Annotated in this window: 16 protein-coding genes; 8 read left to right on the forward strand and 8 right to left on the reverse strand. The window is 68.6% G+C overall.

Features of this window, described 5'->3' with window-relative positions:
- Nucleotides 1-3: 3 nt before the first annotated feature.
- Nucleotides 4-714, reverse strand: coding sequence for a GntR family transcriptional regulator (locus VLK61_RS25450; RefSeq protein WP_325425267.1), 711 nt, complete (start codon nt 712-714; stop codon nt 4-6).
- Nucleotides 715-831: 117 nt separating this feature from the next.
- Nucleotides 832-2,199: a group II intron reverse transcriptase/maturase gene (gene ltrA / locus VLK61_RS25455; RefSeq protein WP_325425269.1), complete on the reverse strand. Its 1,368-nt coding sequence runs from the start codon at nt 2,197-2,199 to the stop codon at nt 832-834.
- Nucleotides 2,200-2,865: 666 nt separating this feature from the next.
- Here ltrA and VLK61_RS25460 point away from each other — a divergent pair.
- The 6 genes from VLK61_RS25460 to VLK61_RS25485 all read left to right on the forward strand — a co-directional run bounded on the left by VLK61_RS25460 (nt 2,866) and on the right by VLK61_RS25485 (nt 8,591).
- Complete coding sequence (locus tag VLK61_RS25460) at nt 2,866-3,888, forward strand: Bug family tripartite tricarboxylate transporter substrate binding protein (RefSeq protein ID WP_325425271.1); 1,023 nt, start codon at nt 2,866-2,868, stop codon at nt 3,886-3,888.
- A gap of 10 nt (nt 3,889-3,898) precedes the next feature.
- Nucleotides 3,899-5,173: a glucarate dehydratase family protein gene (locus VLK61_RS25465; protein ID WP_325425273.1), complete on the forward strand. Its 1,275-nt coding sequence runs from the start codon at nt 3,899-3,901 to the stop codon at nt 5,171-5,173.
- A gap of 40 nt (nt 5,174-5,213) precedes the next feature.
- Complete coding sequence (locus tag VLK61_RS25470; protein ID WP_325425275.1) at nt 5,214-6,029, forward strand: YdcF family protein; 816 nt, start codon at nt 5,214-5,216, stop codon at nt 6,027-6,029.
- 18 nt (nt 6,030-6,047) lie between these two features.
- On the forward strand, nt 6,048-6,308 hold the full coding sequence (locus tag VLK61_RS25475) for a DUF4266 domain-containing protein (protein WP_325425277.1): 261 nt from the start codon (nt 6,048-6,050) through the stop codon (nt 6,306-6,308).
- A gap of 75 nt (nt 6,309-6,383) precedes the next feature.
- On the forward strand, nt 6,384-7,328 hold the full coding sequence (locus tag VLK61_RS25480) for an FAD:protein FMN transferase (protein WP_325425279.1): 945 nt from the start codon (nt 6,384-6,386) through the stop codon (nt 7,326-7,328).
- 33 nt (nt 7,329-7,361) lie between these two features.
- The gene (locus VLK61_RS25485) at nt 7,362-8,591 is read left to right on the forward strand and encodes an alpha/beta hydrolase family protein (protein ID WP_325425281.1); all 1,230 of its coding nucleotides are present in this window, start codon (nt 7,362-7,364) and stop codon (nt 8,589-8,591) included.
- A gap of 7 nt (nt 8,592-8,598) precedes the next feature.
- On the opposite strand, the gene VLK61_RS25490 is transcribed toward VLK61_RS25485, so the two are convergent.
- Complete coding sequence (locus VLK61_RS25490; RefSeq protein WP_325425283.1) at nt 8,599-10,494, reverse strand: PhoX family protein; 1,896 nt, start codon at nt 10,492-10,494, stop codon at nt 8,599-8,601.
- A 26-nt stretch (nt 10,495-10,520) separates the two neighbouring features.
- Nucleotides 10,521-11,216 (reverse strand): SDR family NAD(P)-dependent oxidoreductase, encoded by a 696-nt coding sequence (locus VLK61_RS25495; RefSeq protein ID WP_325425285.1) that lies wholly within the window; start codon nt 11,214-11,216, stop codon nt 10,521-10,523.
- Nucleotides 11,217-11,343: 127 nt separating this feature from the next.
- Between VLK61_RS25495 and VLK61_RS25500 the strand changes: the two genes are divergently transcribed.
- Entirely contained in the window at nt 11,344-12,543 is a 1,200-nt protein-coding gene (locus tag VLK61_RS25500; RefSeq protein ID WP_325425287.1) for an acetyl-CoA C-acyltransferase family protein, read from the forward strand.
- A 33-nt stretch (nt 12,544-12,576) separates the two neighbouring features.
- Here the strand turns inward: VLK61_RS25500 and VLK61_RS25505 are convergent, their stop codons facing one another.
- From VLK61_RS25505 to VLK61_RS25515, 3 genes are all read right to left on the reverse strand, one after another.
- Nucleotides 12,577-13,023 (reverse strand): hypothetical protein, encoded by a 447-nt coding sequence (locus VLK61_RS25505; RefSeq protein ID WP_325425289.1) that lies wholly within the window; start codon nt 13,021-13,023, stop codon nt 12,577-12,579.
- Nucleotides 13,007-13,564 carry a nucleotidyltransferase domain-containing protein gene (locus VLK61_RS25510; RefSeq protein WP_325425291.1) on the reverse strand — a complete coding sequence of 186 codons (558 nt, stop codon included), beginning with the start codon at nt 13,562-13,564 and terminating at the stop codon, nt 13,007-13,009. Before VLK61_RS25510 ends, VLK61_RS25505 begins: the two co-directional genes overlap by 17 nt.
- A gap of 87 nt (nt 13,565-13,651) precedes the next feature.
- On the reverse strand, nt 13,652-15,250 hold the full coding sequence (locus VLK61_RS25515) for a M4 family metallopeptidase (protein ID WP_325425293.1): 1,599 nt from the start codon (nt 15,248-15,250) through the stop codon (nt 13,652-13,654).
- Nucleotides 15,251-15,467: 217 nt separating this feature from the next.
- On the opposite strand from VLK61_RS25515, the gene VLK61_RS25520 reads away from it, so the two are divergent.
- The gene (locus VLK61_RS25520; RefSeq protein ID WP_325425295.1) at nt 15,468-16,445 is read left to right on the forward strand and encodes an aldo/keto reductase; all 978 of its coding nucleotides are present in this window, start codon (nt 15,468-15,470) and stop codon (nt 16,443-16,445) included.
- A gap of 109 nt (nt 16,446-16,554) precedes the next feature.
- Here VLK61_RS25520 and VLK61_RS25525 read toward each other — a convergent pair whose 3' ends face one another.
- On the reverse strand, nt 16,555-17,529 hold the full coding sequence (locus VLK61_RS25525) for a Bug family tripartite tricarboxylate transporter substrate binding protein (protein WP_325425297.1): 975 nt from the start codon (nt 17,527-17,529) through the stop codon (nt 16,555-16,557).
- Between the last annotated feature and the right edge of the window lie 66 nt (nt 17,530-17,595).

A 17,595-nucleotide genomic window follows, 5' to 3' on the forward strand; every position in this document is an offset into this window, starting at 1 on the left:
CGCCTAACCCGTCAGATACTCAGGGAAGCGGGTCCGGATCTCGTCGATCTTGCTCAGCGTGTCCGACAGGTGGTCGCGCAGTCCGGATTGCGCGGCCTCGGCATCGCCGGCCGCCACCGCGTCGACGATGCGGCGGTGGTCGCGCACGATCGCCCGTTCCTTGCCGGCGCTGGGCAGGTGCAGCAGCCGCAGGCGGTCGACATGGCCGCTGCGCTGGCGCACCAGGTCGAACAGGTCGGGCACGCCGGCGGCTTCATACATCAACCGATGGAAGGCCTGGTCGGCGGCGATGAATTCGCGCAGCGACTGCTCGCCCATCAGCGCGGCCTGCACGTCGATCTGCGTGCGCAGCCGCGCGATCAGCTCGATGCTGGCCACGCCGGCCAGCGTGCGCACCACTTCGGACTCAATCGACCGGCGCAGGAAATGCGCCTGCCGGGCCGAGCCCACATCGATGCGGCTGACCACCGTGGCGTGCTGCGGAAAGATGTCCACCAGGCCTTCTTCGCCCAGCTTGAGCAGCGCATCGCGAATCGGCGTCTGGCTCAGCGCGAACTGCTCGGCCAGCTCGGCCCGCGAAAGCACCGTGCCCGGCGTCAGCTGCAGCGAGACGATCAGCTCACGCAGCTGTTCGAAGACCTGCGGCGCCGCTTGGCGTGAGCGGTCGCGGCGCGCGATGACGGCTTTCAGCGGCAGGGAAGCTGGCGGGGGCATTGGTAGATGTTGGCCCGTTTCAGGCCCGAAGGTCGATAACAGAACCAACACCCCCGTTCAAACCGTGCGTGCGGATTTCCCGCACACGGCTTACCAGTGGTCTGTCGGCTCGCAGCATTACGCAGGCCTCCCGTTGCCAGGAGGTTGGCCCGGGTAGCGGATCGTCCCGCGCAGGCGATGTAATCCAAGGCTTTCGAAGTAGTCACGGTCCCAACGCTGGGTTTGACCCGCGCGCAATTGGCGCCCCGCTCGCTTGACGCGCAAGCTCCGCAGCCGCTTCACCACGTAGGCGTCCACATCGATGAAGTGGTCGGCTGCGTTGCCCGTGCGGAAGTACTGCCCCCAGCCGCGCAACACCGGGTTGAGCTCGGCAATCACGCTTCGCACATCCTGATGACAGCGCCCACGCGGTGTCAGCTCCCGCACACGCTCTCGCACTCGGTTCATCGCCTTGCGGGCCGGCCAGCGCTGCAGGTAGTAGCGCCTGAGGCCCTTTTGCTGCCACAGCCGACCGCTCATGCGCTTGTGCAGATGGCAGCCCAGGAAGTCGAAGCCTTCCCGGCCGTCCGTCAGCACCACACGCCGCGTCTTTTGTGGGTGTAGCTTCAGCCCCAACCGGTCCAACACATGCTTGATGCGGCCTTGCGCCTCTTCGCAGCCCTGCGCCGTTGGGCACATCACCACGAAGTCGTCCGCATACCGCACCAGTTCTCCCAGATGTGCGCCATGCTTGGCCCACACCCGGTCCAGCACATGCAGGTAGATGTTGGACAGCAACGGCGAGATCACTCCACCCTGCGGCGTTCCCGCCACCGGATGGCTCACCACCCCGTCTTCCATCACCCCGGCCTGCAGCCACTGCTTCACCAGCTTGAGCATCCGACGGTCACTGACCCGCTGCCCCACCAGGGTGAGCAGCTTGTCGTGCTCGATGCTGCCGAAGTAGTTCTCGATGTCGGCATCCAGCACGTGTTCGGCGCCTTGGTTGCCCAGTTGCCTGAGCCGCTCCAGCGCCATCTGCGCACTGCGCTTGGGCCTGAACCCATACGAGCCCGAACCGAAGTCCGCCTCGAAGATGGGTTCGAGCACCAGCTTGGCCGCCATCTGCACCACCCGGTCTCGCACCGTCGGGATACCCAGGGGCCGCTTCGCCCCGTCTGCCTTTGGTATGTAGGCGCGCCGCACGACCTGCGCACCGTACTCGCCCGCACGCAGCACCTCGCCCAGCTCAGTCAAGAAGCACTGAACGCCGTACTGCTCGACTTCGCTGATCGTCACACGATCAACGCCCGCTGCGCCCTTGTTGCGGCGCACGCGCTTCCACGCCTCATGCAGGACGTCATCCCTGCACATCTGGCCGTACAACGCATGGAAGCGCCTTCCCGGTGCCAGCTTGGCTGCGGCCCAAAGCTGCCTTTGCAGTTGTCGCACTTTGTCGTGTGGCTCATCACCACCGGGGTCCTTAGGTCCGGTCTGGCCGGCCATTCCCTCGCGCTTACCCGCTATCTCAGCATGACCACCGCAAGGACCCTTCCCTCCAGCCGCGTTATGCCCCACGGCCTTCGTCGATGTGGCTTGACCCACACCGTCCAGTACTACGATCCCCTCGGACTCCCGCTGCGCACGCCTCGACTTCGCCTTGGGCTTATACGAGCACGCTCGCCCCGACTCGGGCCGCGCAGACGGGTCTCTCGTGTTCCGCTCCACTCCTTGCACACGTGCTGCGCCCCCTACCCCGCCGCAGCCACCAGCGCGCTTCGGTTCTCGCGCCGGTGATGTTGCCTTCGCCGTGACATGAGCGGCTCGGCCCGCGGGTTGTAAATCTGTCGAGGCTGCAGGCTTCACTTCATGTTGCGGCCCGCGTGCTTGCTCCCCGCTGCGCGGCTTGCGCCGCCTCACGGGCTTTTGACGCCCCGCTCGGGCACAGAGGTCTCCCTCCACTACCTGGGGCCTGCTACCCGGCGCACCGACGCCTACCGGGACGGGACTCTCACCCGTGGGAGTGGCGCAGCATGCCGAAGTCGGCTCTCCCCCTTCGGGGATCAGTCCTTCCACGACGTCACGACGCACCATGCCGTGGATTCTAGCCAGGGGCTTCATTGACACACTAATGTATTAGTGCTTTACTGCGTCTCCCCAGGAGACAAGACCATGACTTTTCACCTCGCTCAAGGCCTCGCCCAACGCCTTGTTCCGCACCTCGTCCGCCGCCTCGTCCCATGCCTGCTGGCCGCTGCGCTGCCCGGCGCCGCGCTCGCCCAGGCAGCAGACTGGCCGCTGGCCAAACCCATCACCTACGTCGTGCCCTTCACCGCCGGCGGCTCCACCGATGTGGTCGGCCGCACCATCGCCGAAAAGCTGCAGGCCGCGCTGAAGCAGAGCGTGGTGGTCGACAACAAGCCCGGCCAGGGCGGCGGCATCGGCGCGAGTTACGTGGCCAAGGCCGCGCCCGACGGCTACACGCTGTTCGGCGGCACGATCAGCACCCACGCCATCAACGCCAGCCTGTACAAGAACCTGAGCTACAGCCCGGTGAAGGACTTCGAGCCGGTGGCGCTGGTGGCCTTTCTGCCGAACGTGCTGCTGGTCGACCCGAACCTCGGCGTCAACAGCGTGGCCGAGCTGATCGCGCTGCTGAAGAAGGACGAGAAGAAGCGCCTGTTCGCATCCTCCGGCGCCGGCACGTCCACGCACCTGGCCGGCGAGATGTTCGCCGACCTGATCGGCGTGCCGCTGACCCATATTCCGTACAAGGGCACACCGCCGGCGATGGTCGATGTGTCCTCCGGCCAGGTCACCTTCATGTTCGACCAGATGACCGCCGCGCTGCCGTTGCTGCAAGCGGGCAAGCTGAAGCTGCTGGCGGTGACCACCGCGCAACGCATCGCGCTGGCGCCGAACACGCCGACGATGGTGGAAGCCGGCGTGCCGGGCTTCGAGATGTCGTCCTGGCAGGCCATCTACGCGCCCAAGGGCACGCCCAAGGCCATCGTCCAGCGCCTGCATGTCGAGATCGCCAAGGCGCTGAAGCAGCCCGATGTGCAGGCCAAGCTGCACGGCCAGCTGGGCATGGAACTGGTGGGCGGCACGCCGGAAGAACTGGCCGCGCTGATGGACCGCGAGATCCCGCGCTGGGCCGCGCTGGTGAAGAAGTCCGGCGCTTCGGCGAACTGAAGGCAGCACGATGAGCCGAGACCTCCGCATCGCTGACCTGCGCATCACACCGATCGCCTTCCGCGACGGCCCGCTGCTCAACGCCGCCGGCATCCATGAACCCTGGGCGCTGCGCGCGATCGTCGAACTCGAGACCAGCGACGGCCGCGTCGGCATCTCGGAAACCTACGGCGACGAGCCGATGCTGCGCGTGCTGGGCCAGGCCCGCGCGCTGGTGCTGGGCCTGTCGCCCTTCGACCTGAACCGCATGGAAGAGCGCGTGCACGCGACGATCCGGCCGAGCCCCGGCGCGGTCGAGTTCGAGCTGGCGCCCGGCTCGCACAGCGCGAAGAACGCCGCCAAGGTGTGCAGCAGCTTCGAGGTGGCGATGCTCGATCTGCAGGGCCAGATCCTCGGCGCGCCCATCGTCGACCTGCTGGGCGGCGCGGTGCGCGAGGCCGTGCCCTACAGCGCCTACCTCTTCTTCAAGTACGCCGAGCACATCGACAGCCCCTATGCCCCCGATGCCTGGGGCGAGGGCCTGAGCCCGGCGCAGATCGTCGCGCAGGCGCGGCGCATGATCGATCTCTACGGCTTCCGGAGCATCAAGTTGAAGGGCGGCGTGTTCGAGCCGGCGCACGAGATCGCCTGCATGCGCGCGCTGTACCAGGCCTTCCCGGGCCTGCCCCTGCGGCTGGATCCGAACGCCAACTGGTCGCTGGCCACCAGCATCGCCGCCGCGCCCGAGTTGGACGAGTTGCTGGAGTACTACGAAGACCCGACCCCCGGCCTCACCGGCATGGCCGAACTCGCCAAGCACACCCGCCTGCCGCTGGCCACCAACATGGTGATCACGACGCTGGACGAGTTCCGCGGCGGCGCCGCGACGGGCGCGGTGAAGGTGCTGCTGTCCGACCACCACTACTGGGGCGGCCTGCGCGTGACGCAGACGCTGGCGCGCCTGTGCGCGCTGTGGGACCTGGGCATGTCCATGCATTCGAACTCGCACCTGGGCATCAGCCTGATGGCGATGACGCATGTCGCCGCCAGCATCCCCAACCTCAGCTACGCCTGCGACACGCACTACCCCTGGCAGGAAGAAGAAGTGATCCAGGGCGGCCGCATTGCCTTCGAGCAGGGCAGCGTGCGCGTGCCCACCACGCCGGGCCTGGGCGTGCAGCTCGACCGCGGCAGGCTGGCCGAGCTGCATGCGCAGTACCTGAGCTGCGGCGTGCGCAACCGCGATGACCTGGCGCAGATGCGCCGCTACGACCCCGGGTTCAGCGGTCAGAATCCGCGCTTCTGAAAATACTGCGCGGGGCCGGCCCTGGCGCATGCCGGTCCCCATGAATCAGTTGTTCGTCACGCTGGGCATCGAAGCCTGGAAGCCCTGGCTCAGCGCCCTGGTGATGCCCCCCATCCCCTTGCTGCTGCTGGTGCTGCTGGGCGCCAGGCTGCTGCCGCGCCGGCGCGCGCTGGGCTGGACTTGTGTGTCGGCCGGCCTGATCGGGCTGTGGGCGATGTGCACCACCGGCCTGGGCTACCTGCTGATGGAACAGCTGACCCAGCCGCCGCCGGCCCTGAGCGCCGCGCAGCTGAACGATCTCGCCAAGCCTGGCCTCGGTCCCCGCACCGCCATCCTGGTGCTGGGCGCGGGGCGCCGGGCACAGGCGCCGGAATTCGCCGCCGCCGATCTGTCGCCGCTGACGCTGGAGCGTGTGCGCTACGGCGCCTGGCTGGCCAAACGCACCGGCCTGCCGCTGGGCTACAGCGGCGGCATCGGCCATGGCAGCGCGCCGGGGCCCAGCGAGGCCGAGGTCGTGCACCGGGTGGCCGAGCGCGACTTCGGTGTGCGGCTGCGCTGGGCCGAGGGTCGTTCCCGCGACACCAACGAGAACGCGCTCAACAGCGTGCCGCTGCTGCAGAAAGACGGCATCGAACGCATCGTGCTGGTGACGCATGATTTCCACCAGCGCCGGGCGCTGGCGGCCTTCGGCCGCGCCGCGCAGCGCCAGGGCGCGGGCATCAGCCTGCTGCCTGCGCCGCTGGGTGTGCCGGCCGACGGCCGCCTGCAGCCGGCTGACCTGATGCCGACGCCCCATGGTTTCATGATGGTGTGGCTGGCGCTGCATGAATGGCTGGGCTGGCTGGCCGGGGCCTGAGCCGGAACGGAGAACGAGATGGCACTCATGCGCGTGCGACGGCAAGGCCGTGGACGTTCAGGCGCTGTACTGGGCCTGGCCGCAGCCATGCTGGCCTGCGGCAGCGGCTGTGCGCTGCTGCAGCCGGTGGCGCCGTGGCAAAAGGGCGTGCTGGCCCGGCCCGAGATGAGTTTCGAGGCCGATCGCCTGGAAGCGGCCGTCAACAACCATGTCTACAGCAGCAAGGAAGCCGCTTCGGGCGGCAACGGCGTGGGCGGCGGTGGTTGCGGATGCAATTGACCCCGGCACCGGCCCAGGCACTGCTTTCCGGCGCCGATCATGCAACCCGGGGCGCCGGCCGCGGCACTCACCGCCATGCATGAACTGCGCGTCCCTTTCGAAGCCATGGCCAGCCATTGCGAGGTGGTCATCGCCGGGCTGGACGACGAGGCCGCCGGCCGGGCGCTGGCGCAGTTGGCCATCGATGAAGTGCGGCGCATCGAGATCACCTACTCGCGCTACCGGCCGGACAGCATCGTCTCGCGCCTGAACGCCGCGGCCGGCGGCGCGCCGCTGGTCTGCGACAGCGAGACGCTGGCGCTGCTGGCCTACGCCCACACGCTGTACGAAGCCAGCGACGGCCTGTTCGACATCACCTCCGGCGTGCTGCGCCGGGCCTGGGACTTCAAGGCCGGGCGCATCCCGTCCGGTGCCGAACTGGCCGCCGTGCGCGCGCTGATCGGCTGGCCCCGTGTCGAGCGCGATGGCCCGCAGGTGCGCCTGCCACAGGCCGGCATGGAGATCGATTTCGGCGGCTTCGGCAAGGAATATGCGGCCGACCGCGCCGGCGCGCTGCTGGCCGCGCAGGGTGTGCAGCATGGTTACGTCAACCTCGGCGGCGACCTGCGCGTGATGGGCCCCAGGCCCGATGGCCGGCCCTGGATGATCGGCATCCAGGACCCGCGCCAGCCCGACGCGCTGGTGGCGACGATTCCCCTGCACCAGGGCGGCCTGGCCACCAGCGGCGACTACGAGCGTTTCTTCGAGGCCGACGGCCAGCGCTACTGCCACATCCTCGATCCGCGCAGCGGGCGGCCGGTGACCTGGTGGCGCACCGTCAGCGTGCTGGCGCCGCTGGCGGTGATCGCCGGCAACTGCAGCACAATCGCGATGCTCAAGCAGCAGCAGGGCCTGGACTTCCTGCAGGCCAGCGGCATGGACTACCTGGCGGTCGACCATCAGGGGGTCATCCACCTGAAGGACGCGGCCCAGGCCCCGCCCGGACCCCCCGCTGCTTCGCGGGCATCCCCCCGCGGCTGAGCCCGGGCCCACGGCATCGACCTACACTGCGGCATGCGTCCCGCCGCCCGTCCGCTGCCCTTGGCCTGCCGGCCATTCACCACGCTGCCCCAGCTGCTGCTGCCCTTGCTGCTGGCCCTGCTGCTGGCGGCCTGCGGCGGTGGCGGCGGCAGCACCCCGGCCCCGGAAGAGCCGGAAGAGCCCATCATCGAGACCGTCGGCCCCGGCCAGTTCAAGGCGGTCAGCGCGCTGGGCAGCGTCAGCAGCGCGCAGATCGGCGAGGCCATCCGCAACGCCGGCACCCGCGCGCCGGTGGTCACGCCACGCTACGCCGTCAACACCTACCGGCTGGACTACCTGACGCTGGACGCCAGCAAGCGCGAGATCCTGGCCTCGGCGCTGATCAGCGTGCCGGTGAAGGCCGCCGGCGCCAGGAGCCCGGTCATCAGCTACCAGCACGGCACCTTGTTCCGCGATGCCGAGGCCCCGAGCAACCACGCCACGGCCGACGAGCCGGCGGTGATCATGGCCTCGCTGGGCTACATCGTCGTGGCCGCTGATTACGTGGGTTATGGGGTCTCCAAGGGCGCAGCGCATCCCTACCTGCTGTCGGCCCCTTCCGCTTCAGCGGTGCTGGACCTGCTGACCGCGGCGAAGTACTGGCGCCAGAAGAACAAGGTGCTGGACAACAAACAGCTGTTCCTGGTCGGCTACTCCGAGGGCGGCTACGTCACGATGGCCGCGCACCGCGCGCTGCAGGCCGGCACGCATGTGCAGAAGGCGCAGCTGGTCACCGTCGTGCCCGGCGCCGGCCCGTACCAGCTGCAGACCACGCTGGACGCGCTGCTGCGCCTGGTGCGCGACGACAACCCGCTGGCCGCCGCGCTGCTGAACCCGGGCACGCTGAAGAACCTGAGCACTTCGCTGCGCCGCGAAATCCGCGACCAGCTGCTGAAGAAGGCCCTGCCCAGCGACGCCGATGTGGTCTTCGACCCCACCTTCATCGACAACTACCTGGCCGACGACAGTGCCGCCATCGAGCGCGTGAGCAACGTGCACGACTGGAAGCCCGAACTGCCGGTGCGCCTGTACCACGGCCGCGACGACCGCACCGTGCCCTACGCCAGTTCCACCGTGACGCTGGCCGCGATGCAGGCGCGCGGCGCCGGCGCCCAGGTCACGCTGACCGATTGCGGCGCCGTGCCGGCCGGCCACCTGGAATGCGTGGTGCCGTACTGGTCGTTCATGCTCGACCACCTGGCGGGGTTCGCGCGGGACTTGTGAGGCAGGCTCAGGTTCCGATCAAGCCGCCATCGCGCCTGCGGATCACCACCACCGCCGAGCGCGGCCGGCCGCCGTGGGGCCAGGACGAGAAGCGCGTCGGCCGGTCCGGATCGCTGATCTCGGAGGCCGTCTCTCCCGGGTGCTGGATGCTGACGAACATCGTGCGGCCATCCGGCGTCATCGTGGCGCCGGCCAGTTCGCAGCCCACCGGGCCGGTGAGAAAGCGCCGCACCTCGCCGCTGCGCACATCGGCGGCCAGCATCGCGTTGTGGCCCAGGCGCGCGGCATCGTCGCGGCCCATCTGCCGGGTGGACATGTCGGTGTCGATCCACAGCACGCCGCGGGCGTCGATCCACAGGCCATCAGGGCAGGCGAAGGCATCGCCTTTCACATTGCCCTTGGCATCGGCGCGTGCGTTCGCCGGGTCGCCGGCCAGCACGAAGTGGTTCCACGAGAAGGCCGCGCCGTCGTGGTCGCCGTCTTCCTTCCAGCGAATGATCTGGCCCATGGTGTTGTCGGCCCGCGGGTTCGCGGCGTCGGGGCCGGGCTCGCCGGCCATGCCGCGCTTGTAGTTGTTGGTCAGCGCGCAGTAGACCTCGCGCGTGCGGCTGTCGATGGCCACCCATTCGGGCCGGTCCATCCGGGTGGCGCCCAGCGCATCGCTGGCCTGGCGGGACTTGATCAACACCTCACCCTGGTCGGCAAAGCCGTTGGCCACCGTCAGCGGACCCTGGCCGTGCACCAGCGGCAGCCAGCGGCCGCGGCCATCGGCGTCGAAGCGCGCCACGAACAGCGTGCCGTGGTCCAGCAGCGTGGCATTGGCCGCCGCGCCGCCGGGCTTCATGCGATCGCGGCTGACGAAGCGGTAGAGGTACTCGAAGCGCGCGTCCTCGCCGGAATAGACCACCGCGCGGTCGTCCTGCGTCAGCGCCACGGTCGCGCCTTCGTGCGCCGCGCGGCCGAGTGCCGTGCGCTTGACCGGTGTGGACGTGGGGTCCATCGGGTCGATCTCGACGATCCAGCCAAAACGGTTCGGCTCGTGCGGATGTTTCGTCGCATCGAAGCGTTCGTCGAACTCCTGCCAGCGCGCCGCCGGCCCCTTGCGCAGGCCCCAGCGCTTCAGGTGGCCGGTGGGCTCTTCACTGGCGGAGAAGCAGAAGATCCAGTTCTCCTCGCCGGTGAGGTAGGTGCCCCAGGGCGTGATGCCGCTGGCGCAGTTGCCCAGCGTGCCAAGGACGCGTCGCCCGTCCGGGTCGGCGGCGGTCTTCATCAGCGCATGGCCGGCCGCGGGGCCGCCCAGCGCCATCGGCGTCGCGGTGGTGATGCGCCGCGCCCAGCGCGAGGGGCGCACCAGCTGCCAGCGGCCTTCAGCCAGCCGGGCCTCGGCGATGCCGACACCATGCGCGGCCAAGGCCTTGCGGACCTTGTCGGCGGTCCATGTCTTCATGCCATCGGTGAACAGCAGGCCGGGGTCCACGTACTCGTGGTTGATGGCCAGCAGGCCGCGGTCACTGGCGCCGTTCAACGGGTAGTAATGCAGGCCGTCGTGGTGCATGCCGAACTGCGCTTCCTGCTCGGCGCCGCTGTTGCCGGCATCGGCCTTGAACGCCGGCATGTTGCCGGCCAGGCCCACCGGCTCGCCCCAGGGCGCGATGACCTCGGCGACATAACCTTCGGGCACCACCACCGCGTCGGCGGTGGACACCGGCACGCTCTTGAAGCCCAGCAGCGGGCCGGCACCCTCGTCCGCCGCGGTGCCAGCGGCCCAGGGCGCCATCAAGCCGCCGAGCGCCAGGCCCAGGCCGCCCTGCAGCACGGTGCGGCGCGCGGGATCGGACATCTCGTGGATGCTGGGGGCGGAGGAGGGGTTGCTGTCCTCCATCGTGTCGATGTCCTTGGCCATCAGACTTGGCTCCACGTCCCTGGCCATCAAACCTGGCCGTTGACGGCGATACCGGCGCCGGTGATGGCCCGCGCCGCATCCGACAGCACGAAGGCCACCACGTCGGCCAGCGCCTGCGGCGCGACCCAGCGCGTGAAGTCGGCATCGGGCATGTCGCGGCGGTTGGCCGGCGTGTCGATGATCGAGGGCAGCAGCGCATTGACGGTGATGCCGCGCTGCTTGGTCTCTTCGGCCAGGGCCTCGGTGAGGCGCATCACGCCGGCCTTGGACGCGGCATAAGCGCCCATGCCGGCGCCGGCCTTGGCGGCCGCCCCGGCACCGATGTTGACGATGCGCCCGCGCCCCCGCGCCAGCATGCCCGGCAGCACCGCCTGGCAGGTGTTCACCGCCGTCAGCAGGTTGATCGTGAACATCGCCTGCCAGGTGGCGGCGCTGCCGGCTTCCAGCGTCTCCCAGCGGAAGCCGCCGGCGATGTTGACCAGGCCGTCCACGGCGCCGAAGTGGCCCTCGATGCGGGCCACCGCCTGGCGCGTGGCGTCCGCATCGCTGAGGTCCACCGCCGGCAGCAGCAGCTGGGCCTTGAATTCTTCGGCCAGCGCCGGCGGCACGCCGGGTGCGGCGTCCACCAGGCCCAGGCGGGCGCCCTGCCCGGCCAGCGTGCGGGCCACGGCCTGGCCCAACGCGCCAAAGGCGCCGGTGACGAGGATGACGGGGGAAGACATGATGAACCTGTCGAGGGGATGGAAATGGCGGCAATGATGCCGCAGGCTTGCGCCCTGTCCGCCAGTTGACAAACCAAAGCGCCGCGCTGCGCGATGATGGCGGATTCACCGTCGACAGGAGATGAGCATGAGCACAGATGTGAGAGCAGCACGCGAGGTTTATGTGGTGGGCGCCGCCCGCACGGCGATCGGCACCTTCGGCGGCACGCTGAAGGACATACCGCCGATCGAGCTGGCCACCACCGCCATCAAGGCGGCGATCGCCCGATCGGGCGTGGAGGCCAGCCAGATCGGCCACGTGGCAATGGGCAACGTGATCCCCACCGAACCGCGTGACGCCTACCTCGGCCGCGTCGCCGCGGTGCAGGCCGGCGTGCCGAAGGAGACGCCGGCCTTCAACGTCAACCGGCTCTGCGGCTCGGGACTGCAGGCCATCGTGTCGGCCGCGCAATCGCTGATGCTGGGCGACTGCGAGCTGGCCCTGGGCGCCGGCGCCGAATCGATGTCGCGCTCACCGTACTTCCTGCCCGCGGCCCGCTGGGGCCAGCGCATGGGCGACGCGCAGATGCTGGACTACATGATCGGCATCCTGCACGACCCCTTCCACACCATCCACATGGGCATCACCGCGGAGAACGTGGCCGAACAATTCGGCATCACGCGGCAGCAGATGGACGAACTGGCGGTGGAAAGCCACCGCCGCGCCGCTGCGGCCATCGCCGCCGGCCGCTTCACCGAGCAGATCGCGCCGGTGGACATCGTCACCCGCAAGGGCACGACGCAGTTCACGATCGACGAGCATGTGAAGGCCGACACCACGCTGGAAGCGCTGGCCAAGATGAGGCCGGCGTTCAAGAAGGACGGCACGGTCACCGCCGGCAATGCCTCGGGCCTGAACGACGGCGCCGGCGCGGTGGTGCTGGCCAGCGCCGACGCGCTGAAGACGCACGCGCTGAAGCCGATCGCCCGGCTGGTGGCTTATGCCCACGCCGGCGTGGAGCCGAAGATCATGGGCATCGGCCCGGTGCCGGCGACACAGCTGGTGCTGAAACGCGCCGGCCTCAAGGTCAGCGACCTCGACGTGATCGAAGCCAACGAAGCCTTCGCGGCCCAGGCCTGCGCGGTGAGCAAGAGCCTGGACCTGGATCCGGCCAAGGTCAACCCGAACGGCTCGGGCATCTCGCTGGGCCACCCGGTGGGCGCCACCGGCGCGATCATCACCACCAAGGCGCTGTATGAACTGCAGCGCGTGGCCGGGCGCTACGCGCTGGTGACGATGTGCATCGGCGGCGGCCAGGGCATTGCGGCGGTGTTCGAGCGCTGCTGAACGCGCGGGCCGTCGGCAGCATGGAGTCCTGTCTCACGGGCCGGGCGTTTGTCCGGTGAACGCGTAGGCCCGGGGCAGGTACTTCTCCAGGACGGCCAGCATCGCTGCCGCTTCGGCCTTCGAGACGGGCGGGAACGGCGAGGCGTACGACGTCCCGTTGCGTCGCTCATGTGCCTTGATGACGAACGCGATTTCTCTTGTGTCGAGCTTCAGGTCAGCGCTGACGCGTTGGATGGCCAGGTTGCGCCCCGCCTCCTTGGTGCGCACCTCGCAAAATTCCAGGATCGATTGCACGACCTGAAAATAGCCTTCGTAGGCCATGGTGAAGACTTGGAGCGACTTGTCCGGGTCTATCGCCTTGGCCGTGGCAAGGTAGTCACCCGCGTTTCGCAGGAAGCCCTGCATCGCCCCTGGCGTTGGCGCAACGGCCTCGACCGCCCTGGTCTTGATGAGGTTCTCGTACTCAGGCGGCCTGGCCATGGGGAAGCAGGATCAGTTTGGGCCCGTTGTGTATCTGCGCGACCACAGGGTCGCTCTTGATCAGAGTTAGCCATTCTGCCGGGTCATAGAGGCTGAGGTGAACGGAACGGCCCAAGGCCTGTTCCACCTTCTGCAGGGCCTCGGTCAAGTCAAGCAGCGACGCTGCGCCGACAACCACGATATCGATGTCGCTGCGCTCGGTGTCGGTGCCCTTGACCACGGATCCGAACAGGAACGCCTCGTTGATCTGATCGGTGAATGGCTCCAGCGCATTCCGCAGCGGTTCTGCCAGCCCGAACGACTTGCGGGCAATGCTGCTCAGTTCAGGATAGAGAAAGAACGAGGTGTTCGCCCGGATGCTTCGCTGGCGACCCCGCCGGGGCTCATCGATCAGCACCCCCGCATCAACCAAGCGGTCGATCTGCTGCTGCGTACTACCCCGACCTGTTGCAGCAAGCCGCAGCAATTCCTGCAAGGTGAACGAGCGCTCCGGGTGTGACAGGGCAGCCCCCAGCACGCGCTGAACGCTGGGGGTGAACATGAAATCGGCGACTCCCATAAAATCCCCAAAACATGGACATGCATCCATATTACAGGGATTCGACAGGTCAGCCGCGTGCCAGTCAACTCAGTTGCGACCCACCGCCGTCCAGGCCGCGGCCACCGCGGTGGATTCCGGCGAGCCGGCACCGTACAGGTCGTTGGCGGCGCCGATCGTCGCGGCGCGGGCGCCGGCGTAGGTGGTGCTGGAAGTCATGTACACCGTCAGCGCGCGGTACCAGATCTTCTCGGCCTTGGCGCGGCCGATGCCGGCCAGTGTGCCGGTGCCGGTGGCCACGCGGGTATTGCCGGCCACGCAGGTCTTGCTCGGGCTGCCGGCGGTGGTGCCTTCGGCGAGCAGGAAGTAGAAGTGGTTGGCCACGCCCGAGCTGTAGTGCACGTCCAGGTTGCCGACGCCGGAGTACCAGCAATCGGCCGACTTGCCGTCGGTGCTGGGGTTGATCATCGTGCGCAGCGAGCTGCTGCCGTTCTTGTACAGCTCTTCGCCGATGCGGTAGTCCGGCGTGTCGTTCGGGTTGTTGGCGTAGTACTCCACCATCGTGCCGAAGATGTCGCTGGTGCCTTCGTTGAGGCCGCCCGATTCGCCCGAATACACCAGGCCGGCAGTGCGGCTGGTGACACCATGGCTCATCTCATGCCCGGCCACGTCCAGTGAATCGAAGGGGTTGAAGCTGACGCCGTCGCCGTCGCCATAGGTCATGCAGAAGCAGCTGTCGGACCAGAAGGCGTTGTTGTACTTGCGGCCGTAGTGCACGCGGTTGTTGGCGCCCTTGCCGTCGTTGGCGATGCCGTTGCGGCCGTGCACGTTCTTGTAGTAGTCCCAGGTCATCGCGGTGCCGTACTGCGCATCCACGCCCACGGTCTGACGGTCGGCCAGCGTGCCGTCGCCCCAGGCGTTGTTGGTGTCGGTGAAGATCGCGCCCTGGCCGAACTGGCGGTTCTTCATGTCCAGCGTGGCCTGGTTGCCGCGGCTGGGGTCGCGCAGGGAGTAGGTGCCGGAGACCAGATCGGTGGTCAGCGCCACGCTGCCGTTGAAGAAGCCCTGGCCGGTGCCGTTGGCAGGCGCGGTGTGCACGTCGTCCCAGGACTCGAGCACCTCGCCGCGATCGGCGCCGACGATCACGTGCAGCTCGCTCGGCGTGCCGTCGTCCTGCTCGCCGTAAAGCCGCACGTCGTAGGCCAGCTGCGGCAGGTCGCCGCGCGCGTACACCACCAGTTCGGGCGACGAGCCGTCGGGCGCACCGCGGTGCGCCTGCACGGCGGCACGCAAGGCGTCCACCGCACCGATGCGGGCAGCGCCGTCGACCCGCGGCTCACGCACCAGGCTGTGCGATGCGTTGAGGAAGGCACCGCTGCGGCTGGTGTGCGTCACCAGATCGCCGCCGAGCACGCGCAAGCCCTTGAAGCGGCGCTGGAAGCGCACGTGTTCGGTGCCATCGGTATCGACCACCACGTCGCGCAGCTCGTAGCTGTGGCCGACCGCATGCTGGGTGCGTTGCGGGAAGGCCTGGACGTGGGCCAGCGCGCGGGCCGTCGCCGCGCGCGTGTCGGCGGCCGCCGCCGAGGTTCCGGCGGCAGCCAGCAACAGCAGCACGGCGGCTGCGCTGATTGTCCCCCCTGCCGCGTCCGATGCGATGTGCCGGGTCGCGTGCGATGTCTTCTTCATGCATTGCTCCGAAATGAAATGTATTTGTATTGAAGGACCGTACCGGGATCACCGGTGACTGCCCGTTGTTGCCGTGGGTGAAAGGCGCTGCGGATTCTCAATCGAGAGGTCCGGCTGTCAATCCCGGGTTGTCAGCACTGTCAGCCGCCCCACCGGGGCCGACCTGCTTGCGCAAGAATGGCCGCCACCCGCCACGCACCACCCAAGAGGCCCCCACATGCAAGACCCAGTCCTGCCTCGTCGTCCGCTCGGCCGTTCCGGCCTGCAGATCGCCCCGCTCGCGCTGGGCGGCAATGTCTTCGGCTGGACCGCCGACATCGCACGCTCGTTCTCGCTGCTCGATGCGTTTGTCGACGCCGGCTTCAACCTGGTCGACACCGCCGATGTCTATTCACGCTGGGCCCCGGGCCACCGCGGCGGCGAGTCGGAAACCGTGATCGGCCAATGGCTCAAGGCCAGCGGCAAGCGTGACCGCATCGTGCTGGCCACCAAGGTGGGCATGGACATGGGCGAGGGGGCTAATGGCCGCATGAAGGGCTTGTCGCGCGCCTACATCCGCCAGGCGGTGGAAGCCTCGCTGCGACGGCTGCAGACCGACCACATCGACCTGTACCAATCGCACGAGGACGATGCCGGCACACCGCTGGAAGAAACGCTGGCGGCCTATGGCGAGCTGATCGGCGAGGGCAAGGTGCGCGCGATCGGTGCGTCGAACTACAGCGCCGCGCGGCTGACCGAAGCGCTGGACCTGAGCGAACGGCACGGCCTGCCGCGCTACGACACCCTGCAGCCGCAGTACAACCTGTGCGACCGTGCGCCGTTCGAAGCCGAACTGCAGGCGCTGTGCGTGGCGCGGCAGGTCGGCGTGATCAATTTCTACGGGCTGGCGCGCGGCTTCCTGACCGGCAAGTACCGCAGCGAAGCCGATCTGGCCCAGAGCCCGCGCGGCGCCAGCGTGAAGACGGCCTACTTCAACGAGCGCGGCTGGCGCGTGCTGGCCGCGCTGGATGCCGTGGCTGGGCGCCTGCACGCCACGCCGGCGCAGGTGGCACTGGCCTGGCAGATGGCGCAGCCGGGCATCACCGCGCCGATCGCCAGCGCCACCTCGTTGCCGCAGTTCGAGGAACTGGCGCGCGCTGCGTCGCTGCAGTTGGACGCCGAGGCGCTGGCCGCGCTGACGAACGCCAGCGCCTAAAAGGAAGCACGGGCGTCTCGCTCGACGAAGCCGCACTGGTGCTGGCCACCCGCAAGCGTACGCTGCAGCGGCACATCGAAGCGGCGCCCGGCAAGACGCCGCTGTCCGCTCAGGTGTCTGCCTTGACGTTGCCGTCCTTCACCACCTTGGCCCACTTGGCCGTCTCGCTGGCGATGAAGGCGCGAAACTTCTCGGCCGATCCGCCGCCGTCTTCGGCGCCGTAGGTGTCCAGTTTCTCCTGCACATCGGGCATCGCCAGGATGGTGTTGACGTCGGCATTGACCTTGTCGGCGATCGCCGCCGGCAGCTTGCCGGGGCCGACCAGGCCGTACCAGGTGGTGGCCTCGAAGCCGTCGAAACCCTGCTCCTGCATCGTCGGCACCGTCGGGTGGCCCTTGGCGCGCCGGGTGCGCGTCTGCGCGATGGCGATCACCTTGCCGCTCTTCACATGCGGCGTCGCCGCGGTCATCGTCTCGAAGCAGTACTGGATCTGGCCGCCCATCAGGTCGGTCAGCAGTGGGCCGCTGCCTTTGTAGGGTATGTGCAGCGCATTGACCTTGGCCTGCAGCTTGAACATCTCCAGCGCCAGGTGCTGAGCCGAACCCGCGCCGGCCGAGCCGAAACTCACCTCGCCCGGCTTGGCCTTGCACAACGCAACGACTTCGGCCACGGTCTTGGGCTGCGCGGGGTGGGCGATCAGCAGGTTGGGCGTGACGCCGACCAGCACGATGGGCACGAAATCGCGCTCGATGTTGTAGCGCAGCTTGGGCTGCAGGCTGGCGGCCAGCGCATGGCTGTTGATGTGCGCCATCAGCAGCACGCTGCCGTCGCTGGGCTGCTGCGCGGTGTACTCGGCCGCCAGCACGCCGGCCACGCCGGGTTTGTTGTCGACGATGACCTGCTGCTTCCACATCTCCGTCAGCTTGACCGAGAGCACACGCGCCAGCGCATCGGTACCGCCACCGGGCGGGAAGCCGACGATGATGCGCACCGGCCCGCTGGGCCAGCTTTGCGCCAGCAGCCGCGGTGTGGCCAGCGCCGCAGCGGTGGCGGCGCCGGCCTGGATCAGTGAACGTCGTTGCATGGTCTTGTCTCCTGATGGGGGTTCAAGCGGCCGCTTGCAGCGCGGGGGATCGTCAGGCCGCCGCCT

Origin of the sequence: Aquabacterium sp. (genome assembly GCF_035476535.1) — a bacterium.
In the GTDB taxonomy this organism is placed as follows: Bacteria; Pseudomonadota; Gammaproteobacteria; order Burkholderiales; family Burkholderiaceae_C; genus Pseudaquabacterium.

Excerpts from the sequence above, each read along its gene's own strand:
- VLK61_RS25450 (WP_325425267.1), bottom strand. The coding sequence starts at position 714 with ATGCCCCCGCCAGCTTCCCTGCCGCTGAAAGCCGTCATCGCGCGCCGC.
- ltrA (WP_325425269.1), bottom strand. The coding sequence starts at position 2,199 with ATGGCCGGCCAGACCGGACCTAAGGACCCCGGTGGTGATGAGCCACAC.
- VLK61_RS25460 (WP_325425271.1), top strand. The coding sequence starts at position 2,866 with ATGACTTTTCACCTCGCTCAAGGCCTCGCCCAACGCCTTGTTCCGCAC.
- VLK61_RS25465 (WP_325425273.1), top strand. The coding sequence starts at position 3,899 with ATGAGCCGAGACCTCCGCATCGCTGACCTGCGCATCACACCGATCGCC.
- VLK61_RS25470 (WP_325425275.1), top strand. The coding sequence starts at position 5,214 with ATGAATCAGTTGTTCGTCACGCTGGGCATCGAAGCCTGGAAGCCCTGG.
- VLK61_RS25475 (WP_325425277.1), top strand. The coding sequence starts at position 6,048 with ATGGCACTCATGCGCGTGCGACGGCAAGGCCGTGGACGTTCAGGCGCT.
- VLK61_RS25480 (WP_325425279.1), top strand. The coding sequence starts at position 6,384 with ATGCATGAACTGCGCGTCCCTTTCGAAGCCATGGCCAGCCATTGCGAG.
- VLK61_RS25485 (WP_325425281.1), top strand. The coding sequence starts at position 7,362 with ATGCGTCCCGCCGCCCGTCCGCTGCCCTTGGCCTGCCGGCCATTCACC.
- VLK61_RS25490 (WP_325425283.1), bottom strand. The coding sequence starts at position 10,494 with ATGGCCAAGGACATCGACACGATGGAGGACAGCAACCCCTCCTCCGCC.
- VLK61_RS25495 (WP_325425285.1), bottom strand. The coding sequence starts at position 11,216 with ATGTCTTCCCCCGTCATCCTCGTCACCGGCGCCTTTGGCGCGTTGGGC.
- VLK61_RS25500 (WP_325425287.1), top strand. The coding sequence starts at position 11,344 with ATGAGCACAGATGTGAGAGCAGCACGCGAGGTTTATGTGGTGGGCGCC.
- VLK61_RS25505 (WP_325425289.1), bottom strand. The coding sequence starts at position 13,023 with ATGGCCAGGCCGCCTGAGTACGAGAACCTCATCAAGACCAGGGCGGTC.
- VLK61_RS25510 (WP_325425291.1), bottom strand. The coding sequence starts at position 13,564 with ATGTTCACCCCCAGCGTTCAGCGCGTGCTGGGGGCTGCCCTGTCACAC.
- VLK61_RS25515 (WP_325425293.1), bottom strand. The coding sequence starts at position 15,250 with ATGAAGAAGACATCGCACGCGACCCGGCACATCGCATCGGACGCGGCA.
- VLK61_RS25520 (WP_325425295.1), top strand. The coding sequence starts at position 15,468 with ATGCAAGACCCAGTCCTGCCTCGTCGTCCGCTCGGCCGTTCCGGCCTG.
- VLK61_RS25525 (WP_325425297.1), bottom strand. The coding sequence starts at position 17,529 with ATGCAACGACGTTCACTGATCCAGGCCGGCGCCGCCACCGCTGCGGCG.